Origin of the sequence: Actinophytocola sp. (assembly GCF_035762905.1) — a bacterium.
Taxonomy (GTDB): domain Bacteria; phylum Actinomycetota; class Actinomycetes; order Mycobacteriales; family Pseudonocardiaceae; genus DASYTH01.
Map to the genome: position 1 here is coordinate 72,101 of NZ_DASUCC010000077.1, position 17,199 is coordinate 89,299.

Here is a 17,199-nt window from a genome sequence, read left to right on the forward strand (position 1 = left end):
GCTCAGCCCTCGCCGGGCTCCGGTTCGACGGCGGCGAGCGCGGTCTCGACCCGCTCCCGGGCACCGGCCAGATGCCGGTCGCAGAGCCGGGCCAGCGCCTCGCCGCGCTCCCACAGGGCCAGCGAGTCCTCAAGGGACAGCCCGCCCGCCTCCAGCTTGGCGACGACGGCGGTCAGCTCGTCCCTGGCCTGCTCGTAGTCAAGCTCGGCGTCACTCACCGGGCGGGACTCTCCAATCTGGTGTGCCTGTTGTACGCGCGAACCAGCGCGGTGGCCACCGCCTGGTCGTAGCCGACGAACGCCTCGGCGAACTCGGCGCCGTCCTGCTCGCCGATCGCCTCCTCGATGCGCCGCTGCGCGCGGGCGATGCGGTACCGGTGCTGCGAGCCGTCACCCTGCCACCAGCGCCGGCCGGCGAACATCGCGGTGGCCTCGGTCAGATCCCGCAGCCGTCCGGGCAGCGCGCGGGTGCCCGGGGCGTCGCAGCCGCCGAGCAGCGCCGCCCAGCACTCGGCCGCGGCCGCGTTCGCCTCGCGGGCCCGGCGGAACACCGCGTCCGCTCCGGCCCGCACGGCCGGCGAGGTCCGGCCGGCGTCGCCGAAGGAATGCACGGTGGACAAGGTCAGCGGCAGAAAGCTCGGATCACGCCCCAGTCTCGCCACGGCTACCTCCGCTCGGCGGGTCGGCGTCCCCGGACACCACCGCGTACAGCGCGCCGTCCATCACCCGGACCCGGAGCCGGGTGCCCGGCGGTGCCTCGTCGACCGCACGGAGCACCTCGGGATCGCCGGCCGGGCCGACGCGCTGAACAACCGCATACCCGCGGGCAAGCGTGGCTGCTGGTCCGAGCGTCGTCAAGCGGGCATTGGTGGCATTCAGCGCCGATCGTTCCTCCTCGAGCCGGCCGAGCACCGCCCGGCGGGCCCGCTGGAGCAGCCCGGCGACCTGTTCGGCCCGGCGGAGCAGCGGCGTGACCGGGTCGGCCAGCACCGGACGGCTGCGCAGCGAGTCCAACAGCCGGCGCTCCCGGTCCACCCAGCCATGCAGCGCCCGCCGGCCCCGGTCGCGCAGCGCCCGGATCCGCTCGGTCTCCGCGACCACGTCCGGCACCACGCGTCTGCCCGCGTCGGTCGGGGTCGAGCAGCGCACGTCGGCGACGTGGTCGAGCAGCGGGGAGTCCTGCTCGTGACCGATGGCGCTGATCACCGGCGTGCGGCAGCCGGCGACCGCGCGGCACAGCGTCTCGTCGGAGAACGGCAGCAGGTCCTCGACGCTGCCGCCGCCGCGGGCGATCACGATCACGTCCACCGCACCGTCTCTGTCCAATGTGGACAGCGCGTCGACGATCTGCGGCACGGCCAGCGCGCCCTGCACGGCGACGTTCTCGATCCGGAACCGCACCGACGGCCACCGGGCTTGGGCGTTGACCAGAACGTCGCGCTCGGCCGCCGAGGCGCGGCCGGTGATCAGGCCGACCGTGTCCGGCAGGAACGGCGGCCGGCGCTTGCGGGCCGGGTCGAACAGGCCCTCCGCGTGCAGCGCCCGGCGCAGCCGCTCGATCCTGGCCAGCAGCTCGCCGATGCCGACCGCGCGGATCTCGTCCGCGCGCAGGCTCAACGTGCCGCGGCTGACGTAGAAGGTCGGGCGGGCGTGCAGGACCACCCGGGTGCCGTCGGTCAGCGCCGGCTGGTGGGCGCGCAGCAGTTCGGTGGCGCAGGTCACCGTGATGGACAGGTCGGCGGCCGGGTCGCGCAGGGTCAGGAACGCGGTCGCGGTGCCCGGCCGGGCGGAGATCTGCGTCACCTGGCCCTCCACCCAGACCGCGCCGAGCCGGTTGATCCAGTCGGAGATCTTGCGGGCGACCGTGCGGACCGGCCAGGGCTGTTCCGGACTGGTCTGGGCGGGTGCGGTCACTGGGTCACTGGTTGTCGCGGACGGTGGCGATCCGGCGGGTGAGCATGCCCACGAAGGCCGGCCGGTTGGCGTTGGCCCGCTCGTGCTCGAGCAGGGCCGCCAACTCGTCGACGGTGAACGAGCGCAGCCGGGCCCGCAGCTGGGGCAGCGACAGCTCGTCGTAGTTCGGAACACCTTGCGGCTGCTGGGTTTCCGGCTCGGCATCGGGAGTTTCCGGCGGCACCTCGGCCGCGGTCTCCTCGGCCAGCGCGCGCTCCTCGAGCGTCCACGGGTCTAAGCCGTCTTCGTCGGTGTCGGCGTCGGCGGCGTCGTCCTCGGGCGGCCCGGACTCGCCGTAGCCGTCGTCCACCTGCCCGTTGCCGACCGGGTCCGACCAGTCCTCGGGCACCCGGTCGAACGGCGCGGGGTCGCGGTCCTCCGGTAGGTCTTCGTCGAACGTGGCCCACTCCGGGGTTTCCTCCACCGGGCGCAGGGCGGCGAGCACCTCGTCGCCCTTGATCGCGAGCTCGGTCACGTGCTGCTGCACCCGCATGGACACCTGGAGGGCCTGGCTGGCCACGGTGACCGGCAGTCCGACGATCTTTGCCGGCAGGTCACGGGCCTGCTCGACGGCGGTGGCGGCGATTCCGGCCGCGACTCTCAACGGGAGCGGGAGTGACCTCATGGGACAAGCCTGCCGCAGCCCGCTCGATCTGCCTACCGAGGGTCGGTCCGTACCCTGGATGTCATGAAGCGTGTACTCCTGGCCAAGCCGCGCGGCTACTGCGCCGGCGTCGACCGGGCCGTCGTGACCGTCGAGAAGGCGCTGGACACCTACGGGCCCCCGGTGTATGTGCGCAAGGAGATCGTGCACAACCGGCACGTCGTGGACACCCTGCGGGAGCGCGGGGCGATCTTCGTCGACGAGGTGTCCGAGGTGCCGGAGGGCGCGCTCGTGGTGTTCTCCGCCCACGGCATCGCGCCCGCGGTGCACACCGCCGCCGCCGAGCGGTCACTGCGCACCATCGACGCCACCTGCCCGCTGGTCACCAAGGTGCACCAGGAGGCCAAGCGGTTCGCCCGGGACGACTACGACATCCTGCTGATCGGGCACGAGGGCCACGAGGAGGTCGAGGGCACGGCCGGCGAGGCGCCGGAGCACGTGCAGCTGGTGGATCGGCCGGAGGACGTGGACCGGGTGCAGGTGCGCGACCCGTCGAAGGTGGTCTGGCTGTCCCAGACCACGCTGTCGGTGGACGAGACCATGGAGCGGGTCGAGCAGCTGCGCACCCGGTTCCCGCTGCTCGCCGACCCGCCGAGCGACGACATCTGCTACGCCACGCAGAACCGTCAGGTGGCGGTGAAGGCCATGGCCGCCGAGTGCGACCTGGTCCTGGTGGTCGGCTCGCGCAACTCGTCCAACTCCAAGCGCCTGGTGGAGGTCGCCGTGCAGGCCGGCGCCCGGGCGTCGTACCTGATCGACTTCGCGCACGAGGTGGACCCGGCCTGGCTGGACGGGGTCGAGACGGTCGGCGTCACCAGCGGTGCCTCCGTCCCCGACGAGCTGGTCATGGACCTCCTCGCCTGGCTCGCCGAGCGCGGCTGGGTCGACGTGCAGGAGGTCACCACCGCCAACGAGAAGATCACCTTCGCGCTGCCCCGCGAACTGCGCAAGAGCCGCACCGCCGGCTGACCCCGGCCGCACCCGCCGAGTTACCGCTTGCGGCAGCCGAGTTACCGGCTGCAGCTACCGAGTTACCGGTTGGAGCAGCTGAGTTGCCGGTTGGAGCAGCTGAGTTACCGGGTGGCGCAGTTGAGTTGTCGGCCGGAGCTACCGAGTTGCCGGTTGGGGCAGCCGAGTGCCCCGAACCCGTGGGTGTTGGCCGGATGACTGCGGCCTTGGGCTGAACCCGGGGTGGGTCAGCGGCGGCGGCGTTGGTCGGGGTCTTGGTCGGGGCGGCGTCGGCGGTTGGGGTCGCGGGGGGTGGAGCCGCGGGGGCGGTCGGCGGGGGGCTGGGCGCGGGGTGGGCGCGGGGTCTCGGCCCAGCGGTCCTCGGCGGCGAACTGGTCCTGGGCGAACGGGTCGGGTTCGGCGGCGGGGCGGGAGCGCGGGGAGCGGCGGTCGGCGGTGCGGCGGCGGTCCGACCCTTCGCCGGCCCGGTCCGGGGGGGTGCGGCGGGACTCGCGGGCGTCGTGGGTGTCCAGGGTCTCGCGGCCGCGGGAGGAGCGGCTGGGCCGCACGGGCGGGTTGGGGTTGCGTTGCAGCCACAGGCGCAGCACGCCGATCACGACCACGATCGCGGTGGTGACGCCCATGGTGGGGAAGTTGCTGGTCAACGGCAGGGCTACGGAGAACACCAGGGCCTTCACGCCGCCGCTGAGCGGGGAGCCGGACTGGAGGAACACGATGGCCCCGATCGCGGTCACCGCGAAGACCAGCGGCGGCTGCACGATCGGCCCGAACAAGTTGCGCCGGCGCACCCAGGCCACCGCGAGCACGCAGCCGAGCACGTAGGCGACCTGATAAATGCGGCCCAATGAGCCCTGCCGCTGGATGTCCACGACAGCGGCGATCCCGGCCACTCCGAACGCCAGCAGGACCGCGGCCCACCAGGGCAGCCCCCGGAAGTTGCCGAAGACCGGACGCTCGTCCCACGCCAGCTCGGCGGGCTCGTCCTCAAGATCGCTGGAGCGATCACGCGTCGCGGTCACAGTTGACAGATTAGACGGTTGGCGCCCGACGCCAACCGCAGTCACACCACCGATGCCCAAGCGGGCAGCGGCAATGTGACCCCAACCACAGCGGCGGCCGGGTCCGGAGACCAGGTGGCGATGGGGTTTTCGGGACGCGATGTCTTCAGTTGTGGATCAGTCCAGGGGCACCACTTCCTCGGGATCCGGGTCGGGTTCGCGGATCGCGGGCAGCGGGGTGGGACTGGCCGCGGCGGTCTGCAGGGGCGTGGCGGCGATCCGGAAATGGGTGAGGGCGTCCAACTCGCGGCGCCGGGCCTGGAGGAAGCGCTGGAGGTGGGTGCTGGAGACGTTGGCGGCGTCGATGGCGGCGCCGGCGGCGCGGTGCGCGGCGGCGGACTGGCCGCGGATGGCCTCCAGGTCGGCGGCCAGGGCCCGTTCGGTGGTGGCGAACAGGGCGGCTGACGCGACGACCGCGAAGCCGGTGGGCCCGCAGAGGAAGACCCGGCGATCCAGCAACCAGCGCAGCAGGTCCGGGTCGGCGTCCAGCGCGGCGACCACGGCGGCGTCGGACGGGACGAACATGATCGTTCCGTAGATCGCGTCCGCCCAGCGCTGATAGCCCTTGCCGGCCAGTTCGGCCGCCCGGGACCGGATGTTGCGCACATGCACGCGCAGGGCATCGGCCCGCTCCTCGGCGTCGTCGGTCTCCACCGCCTCGGTCCAGCACGCCATGCTGGTCTTCGCGTCCACCGGCACCAGCCGGCCGGCGCCGACGATCAGCAGCAGGTCGGGCCGGACCGACCCGCCGCCGCCGACGTCGGTCTGCACCGTGAAGTGCAGGCCCTCGCGTAACCCGAGCGCCCGCGCGGTGTCCGCCAGCACGCGCTCGCCCAGCTCACCCCGACCGCTGATCGAGGCGAACGTGATCTCGTAGCGGTGCAGCGCCGCCCGGTGCTGGTCGGACCGCTGCCGCTCCTGCTCAAGGGCCGCCAGCGCGGCCTCGGCGCGCCGGGCGCCGTCGTTGTAGAGCCGCAGGAACAGCGCGGCGCCGGCCGCGAGAAGCAGGAACAGCACGACGACAATCGTGCCGAGCACCGCGGTCACCGCTGGCTCCTTTCCGTGGCCGGATCCGTACCGGGCGACATCTTCACCCGCCCCACCGACAAAACCGGCAAACACGCGTTCGACCGGCGTGGCTGCCGCATCGGAGCCGTCGGCCGCGCTTAACTTGACCAACATGCGGGTGCTGCATACCTCCGACTGGCACGTGGGGCGCATGTTCCACGGCCGGGACCTGCTCGCCGACCAGGAGGCGGTGCTCGGCGCGTTGGCCGACCTGGTGGCCACCGAGCGGGTGGACGTGGTGGTGGTCGCCGGCGACCTGTACGACCGCGCGGTCCCGGCCGGCGAGGCGGTCGCCGCGTGCACCCGGATGCTCGGGGCGATCCGGGCGGCCGGCGCGCGGATCGTGCTGACCCCGGGCAACCACGACTCGGCGGCCCGGCTCGGCGCGTTCGGCGAGTTCACCGCGGCCGGCGGGTTGCACTTGCGCACCCGGGTTGCGGAGCTGGCCGTCCCGGTGCTGCTCGAGGACCGGCACGGGCCGGTCGCGCTGTACGGGATCCCTTACCTGGAGCCGGAACCGGCCCGGCACGCGCTCGGCACCCCGGACGCGCGCGGGCACGCCGGGGTGCTGGCCGAGGCGATGCGCCGGATCCGGGCCGACCTCGGGAACCGGCCGGCGGCCACCCGCTCGGTCGTGCTCGCGCACGCCTTCGTCACCGGCGGGCAGGGCAGCGCCTCCGAGCGGACCATCGCGGTCGGCGGCATCGAGCAGGTGCCGGCCGCCGTGTTCGACGGAGTGGACTACGTGGCGCTCGGCCACCTGCACGGCCCGCAGCGGCTCGCCGAGCACCTGCGGTACTCCGGCAGCCCACTTGCCTACTCGTTCTCCGAGGCCCGGCACCACAAGTCGGTCTGGCTGGTCGAGCTGGACGCGGGTGGCCTTGCCGGGGTGGAGCGACGCGAGCTGCCGGTGCCGCGCCGGCTCGGCACCCTGCGCGGCACCCTGGACGAGCTGCTCACCGAGCCCGGCCACGAGGCGCTCACCGGCGCGTTCCTGTCGGTCGAGCTGACCGACCAGGTCCGGCCGACCGACCCGCTGCGCCGGCTGCAGCAACGCTTCCCGCACGCGGTCCATCTGGAGTGGCGGCCGGAGGGCGGGTTCGCCGCCGGTCCACTGCGCTACCCGGGCGCCGCTCGGGGCCGCTCCGAGCTGGAGATCGCGTGCTGCTTCGTGGCCGACTGCCGGGGCGGCGAGCCGACCGACCGGGAGCGGGAGTTGCTCGGCGCCGCCTTGGTCGCCGCGGCCGCGCGGGAACCGGGCGCGGATCGGCCCGTCCGGGAAGCCGCCGCCTGAGGTGCGCCTGCACCGGCTGGAGCTGGCGGCGTTCGGGCCGTACCCCGGGCGGGAGGCGGTCGACTTCGACGTGCTCGGCGCCGACGGGTTGTTCCTGCTGCACGGCGACACCGGGGCGGGCAAGACGACGCTGCTGGACGCGGTGGCGTACGCCCTGTTCGGCGCCGTGCCCGGGGTGCGCGGCGAGGCCCGCCGGCTGCGTTGCGACTATGCCGGCGAGGACACCCCGACCGAGGTGGCGCTTGAGCTGACCGTGCAGGGGCACCGGCTGAAGATCACCCGCTCGCCCGAGTACCAGCGGCCCAAGCGGCGCGGCACCGGCACCACCCGGGCCCCGGCCAAGGCGTCGCTGACCTGGGTCGGGCCGGCGCCGAGCGGACACGCACCGGAGGGCCTGACCAGGATCGACGAGGTCGGGCTGACCGTCGAGCGGCTGCTCGGCATGAGCAAGGACCAGTTCTTCCAGGTGGTGCTGCTGCCGCAGGGCGAGTTCGCCCGGTTCCTGCGGGCCGAGACCGGTGAGCGGGAGCGGCTGCTCGAGCGGTTGTTCGGCACCGAGCACTTCGCCGGGGTCGAGCAGTGGTTCCGGGAGCGCCGGACCGAGCGCGGCCGGGAGCTGGACGGGCGGCGGCAGGATGCGCGGGAGCTGGTGGCCCGGGTCGCCCAGGTGGCCGGTGGCGAGCCGCCCGAGGACGCGGCCGAGGGGTGGCTCGCCGGGCGCCTCGCGTGGACCGAGGCGACGGCAGCGGCGGCCGCGGAGCGGGAGGCGGCGACGGCACTCGACCGGGCCGCCGCCGAGCAGGAGCTGGTCGAGCTGCGCGCGCTGGCCGGCCGGGTGCGCCGGGTCCGGGCGGCGCACGGCGAGCTGGCCGCTCTGACCGCGCGGGCTCCGGAGCGGGCGGCCTGGCAGGCGGAGCTGGCCGCGGCCCGCCGGGCGCGCGAGGTCGCAGCCGCCGAGCGAGAGCTGGTCCGGGTACGCCGGCTGCTGGCCGCCGCCGAGGAGGCCGAGGAGCGGGCTGGGGCGGCGATCGGCCGGCTCGGCCCCGCGGTGCAGGGGGAACTGCGCGAGCTGGGCCCGGCGGTGCGGGGGGAGGCGATCGGGCTCGACCCGGCGGTGCGGGGGGAACTGGGCGGGCAGGGCTCGGCGGTGCAGGGGAAACTGGGCGAGCAGGGTTCGGCGGTGCGGGGGGAGCTGGGCGAGCGGGGTTCGGCGGTGCGGGGAGAGCCGGGCGGGCTCGACCCGGCGGTGCATGGGGCGCCGGGTGGGTTGGGCGGTGCGGTGCGGGGAGAGCCGGGCGGGCTGGGTTCGGCGGTGCGGGGAGTGCCGGGTGGGTTGGGTTCGGCGGCGCAGGTTGGGTCGGGGCTGCGTGGGATCGCTGGGGAGCTGCGGGAACGGGCGGGGGAACTGGGTGGGCTGGTGGAGGAGGCGGCGCGGCAGCAGGCTGATGCGGCGCGGGTGGCCGAGTTGGATCGGGTGGTGGCCGGGGGGCGGGCGGTGGCGGGGCGGTTGGCGGCGCGGGTGGCTGAGCTGCCGGAGCTGATCGGTGTGGCGCGTGGCCGGCTGGACGAGTCGACCGCGGCGCAGGCGGGGTTGGAGCGGGTGCGGGCGGCGCTGGACGAGTTGACCGGGTTGGTGGCGGAGGCGACCCGGCTGCCGGAGGTGGAGCAGACCGTGCGGGCGGCGGCCGATCGGCACCGGCGGGCGGTGGACGCACATCAGGCCGCCCGGGAGACCGTGCTGGACGTGCGGCAGCGGCGGCTGGAGGGGATGGCGGCCGAGCTGTCCGCGGAGCTGGTGGCCGGGCGGCCGTGCCCGGTGTGCGGGTCCAGCGAGCATCCGCAGCCGGCCTGGCTGGAGCTGGCCACGGTGACCGCGATGGACGAGCACCAGGCCACCAGGGCCGAGCAGCGGGCACTGGACGCGCGGCAGGCGGCGGCGGGCGAGCTGGCCGAGGCGGAGCAGGCGCACGCCACGCTGGTGGACCGGCTGGCCGGGCGGACCGCGCGGCAGCTCGGCACGCTGCGGCGCCGGGCCGAGGCCGAGCACCGGGCCGCCGCCGAGCTGGCCGGACGACGCGCCGAGCACGCCATGGCCGTGCGGGACCTCGAAGCCGAGGCCGAGACGGTCCGGAATCGGCACGCGGCGGCCGAACGGGAGGTGACCGCGGCCGAACGCGAGCGGGACGGGTGCCGGGACCGGATCGCCGCCCGGGCCCGGCAGCTCGACGAGGCGCGCGGGCCGCATCCGGACGTGCCGGCGCGGCGGACGTTCCTGCTGGCCGTTGCCGCCGCGCTGGACACCCTGGCGCAGGCACGAGCCGAGCGGGCGGCGGTGGCCGAGCGGATCGCCGAGCACCGCGCGCTGCTGGCCGAGGCGGTGGCGACGGCCGGGTTCGCCGGTCCGGACGTGGCCCGCGCCGCCGTCCGGTCCGAGGCGGCCATGACCGAGCTGGACGACCGGATCACCGCGGCGGCACTGGCCGAGGCCGCTGCCCGGCGGGTGCTCGCCGAACCGGAGCTGGCCGGCGTCGACCCGAACACCCCGGTCGAGCTCGACCCGGCGATCGAGCGGGTGACCGCGGCCCGCGCGGCGGCCGAGCGGGCCGTCGCCGAAGCCAGCCAGGCCCGCAACCGGGTCGCGGAGATCACCGGGCTGGCCGGCCGGCTGCGCGCCGCCTGGCGGGCGCTTGCGCCGCTCGAGGCGGAGTTCGCCGAGCTGGCCGCGCTCACCGACGTGGTCAACGGGCGCGGCCAGAACACCCGGCGGATGTCGCTGCGCGCCTACGTGCTGGCCGCGAAGCTGGCCGAGGTGGCCACCGCCGCGACCGAGCGGCTGCGCCGGATGAGCCACGGCCGCTATTCGTTCGTGCACTCCGACGAGGCCGGGCCGCGCGGCACCCGGGGCGGGCTCGGCCTGGACGTGCTCGACGACTACTCGGGCCGGGTGCGGCCGGCCAAGACGCTCTCCGGCGGTGAGACGTTCCTCGCCTCGCTCGCCCTCGCGCTCGGCCTCGCCGACGTGGTGGCCGGCGCCACCGGCGGCACCCTGCTGGACACGCTGTTCGTCGACGAGGGCTTCGGCGGGCTGGACGCCGACACCCTGGACGAGGTGATGGACACCCTCGACGAGCTGCGCACCGGCGGCCGGGTGGTCGGCCTGGTGTCCCACGTGGAGGAACTGCGCCAACGCATCCCGGTCCGCCTGCGGGTGCGCAAGTCCCGCACCGGCTCGGTGCTCGAGTTGACCGCCTAGCGCCTGCTGTATCCGGTCACCGGGTCACCGCTTCCTTCCTGGCCGGCGGCGCCAGCTCGGCGTCGAGGTCGGCGCCGGCCTCGGCCAGCAGCGCCCGAAGGCCGGCGGTGTCCGCCGGGTCGGCGCAGGCCGCCGCGACCAGGGGTTCGATCCGGCCGGCGTACGGCTCGTCGATGACGAACTCGGCACCGCTCGGCCACGTGGGCGTCCAGCGCGCCACCCCGGCGTCGACCAGGACCGCCTGGACGGCGGCGGTCACGCCCTCGATGACCTTGCCCCGGACGAACTCGCGGCGGCCCTGCGGACCGGCGTCGTTGGGCATCGGCGTCTCGGGCTTGGCCAGGTCTGTGAGCCGGCCGGCGTCCAGCGTGTCCAGCAGCGTGCGCACGGACGGGCTCTCCCGGGCGAAGACCACCGCGGCCTCCATCGTCGCGGCCGCCTGCGCGGTGGTCACGGCCCGGCCGTGCAGGGCGGCGAGGGTGGCCCAGTCCGCCCGCTGCTTGCCGGCCGCCTCCGGCACCAGTGCGGTGAGCAGCGCCGCGTCCAGCACGGTCTTCGGGTCGCGCAGCACCACGGTGCCGGCGCGCTGGTCCAGCTCGACCACCGGGGCGGCGGCCAGCGCGTCGATCGCGGTCACCCGGGTGCCGGTCGGCGGATGGGTGTCGTAGGGGGAGCCGTCGGCCGGCGGGTTCTGCCTGAGCCGGTCGAGCTGGTCGTCGACCGACGCGCGGAAGTCGGCGAACCCGCCGAAGACGTCCGCCGGCAGGTAGCCGTCCTGCCAGCCGAGCAGCAGGTGGTGCTCGGTGAACGCGTCCCAGGCCGCGTCCAGCGGCGCCAGCTCGCGCAGCGCGCCGGAGGCCGCCGGGGAACCGGCCGCCCGCGCGGCCGCCTGGTCGGCGGCCAGTTCCTGGCGTCGGCACACCGCAGTGGACGCCCGCAGGTACAGCTTCAGGTAGCCGATCAGCAGGAACGCCAGCAGCTTCTGGAAGAAGTCGGACCGGTCCAGCTCGCTGACCGTGCGCAGCAGCGCGCGCCGGCCGCGGTAGGCCATGCCGGTCAGCCGAGTGTCCCCGTTGCCGTAGTGCGCCAGCTCATGGGTGATCACGGCGGCGAACTGGTCCTCGCGCAGCCCGGCCAGCAGCGGTGCGCCGATGAACATGCGCCGGGTTCCGGCGATCAGCCCGAGCAGCCGGGTCTCCTCCATGACCGCGGCGTTGACCTCCGCGGTGAGGTAGATCTCGTCCGGCGGCCGGGTTCCGGCCACCACCGCCAGCTTGCGGACCAGCCCCCACAGCTCGGGTTGGGCCGCCTCGGTGAGCCGCACCCCCTCGGCCGGGGCGTGGATCTTCGCGACCAGCGTGCCGAGGCCCTTGGCCAGGACCAGCCCGACCGGAACCGCGACGAACGCCCATTTGGCCGCGAGTGCCGTCGATTCGCGCAGCGCCAACAGTTCGACCGTGATCAACCCGGCCAGTAGTGCCAGCATCACCGTCGGAAACAACAGCAGCAGCACGACCGTCGCGGCTGCCCGCAGCCCTAAACCCATTGCGTCCCTCCCGCTCCGCCCGGATTGGCGGAGGGGGAGTGTGACACAAGTGGACGGTCGGCTCCTAGGGGGTCTCGTGGTCGAGCAACCAGCGCTTGACCGGCAGGCCCCAGCGGAACCCGCCGAGCGAGCCGTCCGAGCGGATCACGCGGTGGCACGGCACGAACAGCGCCGCGGCGTTGCGGGCGCAGGCGCCGGCCGCCGCGCGCACCGCGTCCGGTTGTCCGGCCAGCGCCGCGAAATCGGTGTAGCTGGTGGGTTTGCCCGGCGGCACGGTGCGCAGCACGTCCCAGGCGCGCCGGATGAACTCACCGGACGTCTGGCGCACCTCGATACCGTCCACAGCGGACAGTTCGCCGTCGTGGTATGCCCGCACGGCGGCGGTCACCGCGCCGAGCTCGGGCCGGCCACGCACCTCGGCCGGGCGCAGACTCCGGGCGATCACCGGCAGCAGGTCGTCGATGGTCGGGGTCCAGCCCGAGGCGAGCACGGCGCCGTCGCCGGCGACCACGGTGGTGAACGGGCCGACCGGAGTGTCCACAGTGGATGAATAAGCGGTCACGACTTCCTCCTCGATGATCCGGCGTAGCGCCAGAGATGCATGCCCGCGTACGACCGCCACGGTCGCCAGGCGCGGGCCCGGTTCGACAATCCGTCCACATCGGACGGAATGCCGAGATTCGTTGCGCCGGAACGCAAGGCCACGTCGCCGGTCAGCAACACGTCGGTGGCGCCGAGTACCCGCATCTGCACGTATCCGGCGGTCCACGGCCCCACCCCGGCGAATGCCCGCAGCGCGGCGGAAAGCTCGTCCGGGTCGGCACCCACGTGCACGTCCAGATCGCCGGCGGCCAGTGCCGCGTTCACCTCGAGCATGGTGGCGATCCGCCGGCGCGGCCCGGTCAGCACGGCCTGGCCACCCTCGGCGATCGCCGCGGGCGTGGGGAACAGCGTGGTCAGCTCGCCGTCCGGGTTGGTCAGCGGCTCGCCGAGCGCCGCGGCCAGCCGGCCGAGCGCGGTGCGGGCCGCGGCCACCGTGATCTGCTGGCCGATCAGCGCCCGGCTGACCAGTTCCGGGGCGTCCACGCTGCCCGGCAACCGGATTCCCGGGGTGGCGGCCACCGGGCCGGCCAGCTCGGGGTCCGCGCCGAGCAACTCGTCGACCGCGCCCGGATCGGCGTCCAGGTCGAGCAGCCGGCGCAGCCGGGCCACCGCGCTGCCCAGGTCGCGCATGTCGGTCAGCCGCAGCGTGCAGTCCACGTGCCCGCCGGCCGGCCGCAGCCGGGCGGTGCCCTGGCCGTGCGGCAGCCGCAGGGTGCGCGCGTACTCCCCGTCGATGACCGACTCCACGCCTGGAATCGCCCGCAGGGCAAGGAAGTCGAGCAGCCCGGCCGCGTCGAACGGGGGCCGGTAGGCAAGGCGCACGGTGAGCCGGCCGGCCGTCGGCGGCGCGCCGCGGGACCGCCGCTTGGCCGCCATCCGCAGCTCCGACGGGGTCACCGCGAACACCGCGCGGATCGTGTCGTTGAACTGCCGGACGCTGGCGAACCCGGACGCGAACGCCACGTCGGCGAAGGACAGCGTGGTCGTCTCGATCAGCAGCCGGGCCGAGTGCGCGCGGTGCGCCCGGGCCAGTGCCAGCGGTCCGGCGCCCAGTTCGGTGGTCAGCACCCGGGTCAGGTGCCGCTCGGAGTAGCCGACCCGGCGCGCCAGCCCGGGCACGCCCTCCAACTCCACGACGCCGTCCGAGATCAGCCGCATGGCCCGGCCGGCCAGGTCCGCGCGCAGGTTCCACTCCGGCGAGCCGGGCACGGCGTCCGGCAGGCAGCGCCGGCAGGCCCGGTAACCGGCTTGCTGGGCGGCCGCGGCCGTGCGGTAGAACTCCACGTTGCGGCGCTTGGGTGTGATGGCCGGGCAGGACGGCCGGCAGTAGATCCGGGTCGTGCGCACGGCGACGATGAACTGCCCGTCGAACCGCGCGTCGCGGGCCGAGACCGCCCGGTAGCCCTGCTCGGAGTCAATCAGCACGAGAACCATGCTGCCAGCGCGACCGGGCCCGGGCTCGCGGAAATCGGCCATGAAGCCCGAAGGGCGGGACGGCCGCGCCGTCCCGCCCTCCGAAGGGTTTCCCGCTACGAGACGCTCTGGACGATCACGTCACTGGAGCCCACCAGCACGTTGCCGTCGGTGCGCGCCTCGATGTTGCCGAGCAGCACCCGCCCGGCCGCCGGAGCCGAGGCGACCGTCACCACGCCAGGCACCGTCCACGACGCACCGGACGCGCGCACGGCGTTGGCATCGGTCACCGCCACCGAGCCGAACGCGGCGTTGCTGAACACGTCCACGTAGTTGTACGTGGTCGTGCCGGCCGGCACCGCGAACCCGTCGATCAGCGCGATCCACAGCCCGGCCGCCGGGTTGGTCACCGTCACCGACTCCTCCGAGTCGCCGTCGGCGCTCTGCCCGGCCAGCAGGCACGCCCCGCTGGTGCAGTTGAACACGAACAGGTCGAGATCGGCCGCCTTGTCCGACGTGGAGCCGATCGTGACCCGCAGCCGGCTCGAACCCGCCGTCACCGTGATCGGGAACTGCTGCTGAGCCAGGTTCGCGATCGTCGGCGTGGTGATCCGGGCACTACCGAGCGGGGTGCCGGTCGCCCGGCCGGTCATCGACCCGAACACGTTGTTCAGCGTGTACGACCGGTTCACCGGCACGCCGATCTGCGCGGACGGGATGACGTCCGGGTTCGGGCTGATCGTGGCGCCGAGCACGGACGCGCTGATCGTGTACGGCGCCTGTGCCGTGTCGGACGTGCGCCGTGCCTCGATGGTGATCTCCCAGACGCCCGGCGTCGGGTTGCTCACCACGCGGCTGGTCGGCGTACCGCCCGCGCACACCCCGCCGACCGCGACCGGCGGGTTGTAGCAGTACAGGCTGTTCGTGGTCAGGCCCTCGCCCGCCACGCCGAACGGGTGGAACCGCAGGAACCGGATCTGCCCGGCACCCGGCGCGGTGCCGCCGCCCTGCAGGTCGACCTTGAGGGCCGGGGTGCCCGGCGCGACCCGGACGAAGTGGCTGGCCACCTGGTTCCGGCCGATCGTGCCGCCGTGCCGGACGGTGAAGTTGTTGCCGCCGTTGAAGTCCTCGGCCGCGACCACCGTGTTCAGCGTCTGGAACTCGACGCCCGTGGTGAGCGGGCTGTCCAGGTTCATGATCGCCGAGTGCACGCCGGCCGAACCGGGCCGGATCTGCACCCGGAACTTCGTCGCGAAGCCCTTGCGCAGGGTGATGCTGCTCGGCGAGCTGAACGTGCCGTCGTTGCCGACCCAGTTGACCCGGTAGGTGATCGGGCTGGCCGAACCGGTGTTGCGGGTGATCGTGTAGTCGCGGAAGTACTGGTCACCGGCCCGAACGCCCTCGCGGTCGTAGATGCCGATGCCCTGACCCGCGGTGGCCAGGAACGGTGCCAGCGGCGAGCCGGACGCCACCCTGCTGGTGAAGTCGGTGACGCTGATGTTGCGCTGCAGCAGGTTCCACGCCTCGCCGACCTGGATCAGGCCGTTGCCCTGCTCGTAGGCCTGGTAGCCGGAGATGAACCGGGCCGAGGAGGTGAGGGCCTGGCGCAGTTGCGCGGCGCCGTGCTGCACGCCCCGCGCCCGGGCCGCGCTGATCAACAGCGCCACCGCGCCCGCGGTCTGCGGCGAGGCCATCGAGGTGCCGTTGAACATGCCGTAGCCGGGCGGCAGGACCATGGCGCCGGCCACCGGCTGGCCGGGCTGCCAGAGCGGTGTCGTCGACACGGCCGAGCCCGGTGCGACGATGCTCGGCTTGAAGCCGCCGTCCTCCCGCGGGCCGCGCGAGGAGAACCCGTGCAGGTGGTCCTCGCCGGTCGCGTCCGAGCCGTAGTTGCGCTGCCAGCTGGCCTTGGAGATGTACGAGCCGGCCGCGACGACCTTGTCGGCCACCGCCGGGTCGCCGATCGTGTTCACACCCGAGCCGTTGTTGCCGGCCGAGAAGACCAGCTGCACGTCGAACGTGTCGACCAGGTCGTTGTAGATCTGGGCGCGGGCGTTGTTGCCGTCGTTGAGCTGCGGCAGGCCGCCGATCGACATGTTGATCACGTCGACGTTGGCGGTCTCGACCGCGTAGATCATGCCCTCGATCATGGCGAAGTTGGTGCAGCCGGTGACGAACAGGCAGGCCCGGACGGACACCAGCTTGGCGCCGGGGGCGGCGCCGCTCATCTGACCGCCGAACAGGCTGTTGCCGGCGATGATGCCGGCCACGTGCGAGCCGTGCGCGCCGGAGATCACACCGATGTTCACCGACTGGTTCGGGGCGTCGATCTGGACGACGAACGGCAGCGCCTCCTTGACCGGCGTGGCCGGGTTGTCGGTGCCGAACCGGTTGACGTCGTTGCGGACCTTGTACTCCAGCATCGACATGTCGTCGGCGAAGTTCCGGTTCTGGTTGGTGTCCACCCGCACCGAGTTGTCCACGGTGTTCCACAGCACGTCGAACAGGCCGTTGCTGCCCGGCGGGTTGCCGTCGCGGTTGGCGTCGTTGCCCAGCTCGGCGCCGAACCGGGGGTCGCGCTCGTTGAACGTGCCGAACCGGAACGTGCCGCCGCCCGGCGGAAGGGTGTATCCGGGCGGGACGGTGCCGGAGGTGAGCACCCAGGTCGGGTCGTCGTCGTTGTTGACGCCGCCGGTGAACCCGCCGTCGGTGCCGGTGACCCAGTCGACGATCTTGCGCTCACCGGTGCTGGTCGTGTTCAGCGACGGGTGGTCCAGGTCGATGCCGGTGTCCACCACGCCGACCGTCACGCCGCGACCGTCCCAGGCCGGGTTGCTGTTGACGAACTGGGCGGCACCGGTGTCGCCGGTGGGCATGTAGGCGTTGACCCGAGGCGTGCTGGCGTTCGGGGGCTGCTGCGGGGTCGGGTTCTGCTCGCCCTGTGGCCGAGGGTCGTCCAGCGGGATGTTCTCGCCCACGTCGATGGCCAGCACGCCGGGCTTGCCGGCGACCTTCTTGACCTGGTCGACGGGGATCTCGGCGCGCACGTAGTTGACCGCGTCCTCGCGGTACTCGACCTGGGCACCGGCCTTGGTCAGCGTTTCCACACCCTGCGCCTCGGCGCCGTCCTTCGTCGCGACGAGCACCTTGACGGTCTTGTCACCCCGTTGCTTGGCCTGGGTCAGCAGCTCTTCGTCGTGCTTCCCGATCGAGACCTGATCGGGAGACGGGGCGGCGGTTGCGGCCTGCGGCAGGGCGACCAGCGTCGCTCCGGCGATGGCCGTCGTGAACGCCATCCCGATGGCAAGCCGGCCACGCCGGCGCCATTCACGTTGGGACGTCATCCCATTTCCTTCCTCGGCTGGGTGAGCGAGCAGTG

Annotated in this window: 13 protein-coding genes; 3 read left to right on the top strand and 10 right to left on the bottom strand. The window is 73.9% G+C overall.

The annotated features are described in order from the left end of the window. Positions 1-2: 2 nt before the first annotated feature. The 4 genes from VFV67_RS15545 to VFV67_RS15560 are packed head-to-tail and all read right to left on the bottom strand — an operon-like array spanning position 3 to position 2,577. Positions 3-218 carry an exodeoxyribonuclease VII small subunit gene (locus tag VFV67_RS15545; protein WP_326470694.1) on the bottom strand — a complete coding sequence of 72 codons (216 nt, stop codon included), beginning with the start codon at positions 216-218 and terminating at the stop codon, positions 3-5. After that, positions 215-661 (bottom strand): sugar ABC transporter substrate-binding protein, encoded by a 447-nt coding sequence (locus VFV67_RS15550; protein ID WP_326470695.1) that lies wholly within the window; start codon positions 659-661, stop codon positions 215-217. The genes VFV67_RS15545 and VFV67_RS15550 overlap by 4 nt, the downstream gene beginning before the upstream one ends. Next, positions 642-1,913, bottom strand: coding sequence for an exodeoxyribonuclease VII large subunit (xseA, locus tag VFV67_RS15555; RefSeq protein WP_326470697.1), 1,272 nt, complete (start codon positions 1,911-1,913; stop codon positions 642-644). Before xseA ends, VFV67_RS15550 begins: the two co-directional genes overlap by 20 nt. A gap of 4 nt (positions 1,914-1,917) precedes the next feature. Further along, the gene (locus tag VFV67_RS15560; RefSeq protein ID WP_326470699.1) at positions 1,918-2,577 is read right to left on the bottom strand and encodes a lipid droplet-associated protein; all 660 of its coding nucleotides are present in this window, start codon (positions 2,575-2,577) and stop codon (positions 1,918-1,920) included. Between the two features lie 9 nt (positions 2,578-2,586). On the opposite strand from VFV67_RS15560, the gene VFV67_RS15565 reads away from it, so the two are divergent. Then, positions 2,587-3,585 carry a 4-hydroxy-3-methylbut-2-enyl diphosphate reductase gene (locus VFV67_RS15565; RefSeq protein WP_326470878.1) on the top strand — a complete coding sequence of 333 codons (999 nt, stop codon included), beginning with the start codon at positions 2,587-2,589 and terminating at the stop codon, positions 3,583-3,585. Between the two features lie 227 nt (positions 3,586-3,812). Here VFV67_RS15565 and VFV67_RS15570 read toward each other — a convergent pair whose 3' ends face one another. Both VFV67_RS15570 and rmuC read right to left on the bottom strand, forming a co-directional pair. Continuing rightward, positions 3,813-4,604: a DUF6542 domain-containing protein gene (locus tag VFV67_RS15570; protein WP_326470700.1), complete on the bottom strand. Its 792-nt coding sequence runs from the start codon at positions 4,602-4,604 to the stop codon at positions 3,813-3,815. A gap of 156 nt (positions 4,605-4,760) precedes the next feature. After that, a complete protein-coding gene (rmuC, locus tag VFV67_RS15575; protein WP_326470702.1) occupies positions 4,761-5,690 on the bottom strand; it encodes a DNA recombination protein RmuC in 930 nt (309 codons plus the stop codon). Positions 5,691-5,823: 133 nt separating this feature from the next. Between rmuC and VFV67_RS15580 the strand changes: the two genes are divergently transcribed. Both VFV67_RS15580 and VFV67_RS15585 read left to right on the top strand, forming a co-directional pair. Then, positions 5,824-7,005 carry an exonuclease SbcCD subunit D gene (locus VFV67_RS15580; RefSeq protein ID WP_326470703.1) on the top strand — a complete coding sequence of 394 codons (1,182 nt, stop codon included), beginning with the start codon at positions 5,824-5,826 and terminating at the stop codon, positions 7,003-7,005. 1 nt (position 7,006) lies between these two features. Beyond that, positions 7,007-10,258, top strand: a complete 3,252-nt coding sequence (locus VFV67_RS15585) for an SMC family ATPase (RefSeq protein ID WP_326470705.1) — start codon at positions 7,007-7,009, stop codon at positions 10,256-10,258. Between the two features lie 16 nt (positions 10,259-10,274). Here the strand turns inward: VFV67_RS15585 and VFV67_RS15590 are convergent, their stop codons facing one another. The 4 genes from VFV67_RS15590 to VFV67_RS15605 all read right to left on the bottom strand — a co-directional run bounded on the left by VFV67_RS15590 (position 10,275) and on the right by VFV67_RS15605 (position 17,164). Continuing rightward, positions 10,275-11,804 carry a M48 family metallopeptidase gene (locus tag VFV67_RS15590; protein WP_326470707.1) on the bottom strand — a complete coding sequence of 510 codons (1,530 nt, stop codon included), beginning with the start codon at positions 11,802-11,804 and terminating at the stop codon, positions 10,275-10,277. A 64-nt stretch (positions 11,805-11,868) separates the two neighbouring features. Beyond that, complete coding sequence (locus VFV67_RS15595) at positions 11,869-12,366, bottom strand: methylated-DNA--[protein]-cysteine S-methyltransferase (RefSeq protein ID WP_326470708.1); 498 nt, start codon at positions 12,364-12,366, stop codon at positions 11,869-11,871. Next, positions 12,363-13,841: an AlkA N-terminal domain-containing protein gene (locus VFV67_RS15600; RefSeq protein ID WP_326470710.1), complete on the bottom strand. Its 1,479-nt coding sequence runs from the start codon at positions 13,839-13,841 to the stop codon at positions 12,363-12,365. The genes VFV67_RS15595 and VFV67_RS15600 overlap by 4 nt, the downstream gene beginning before the upstream one ends. A 95-nt stretch (positions 13,842-13,936) precedes the next feature. Then, entirely contained in the window at positions 13,937-17,164 is a 3,228-nt protein-coding gene (locus tag VFV67_RS15605) for a S8 family serine peptidase (RefSeq protein WP_326470712.1), read from the bottom strand. Positions 17,165-17,199 lie beyond the last annotated feature (35 nt).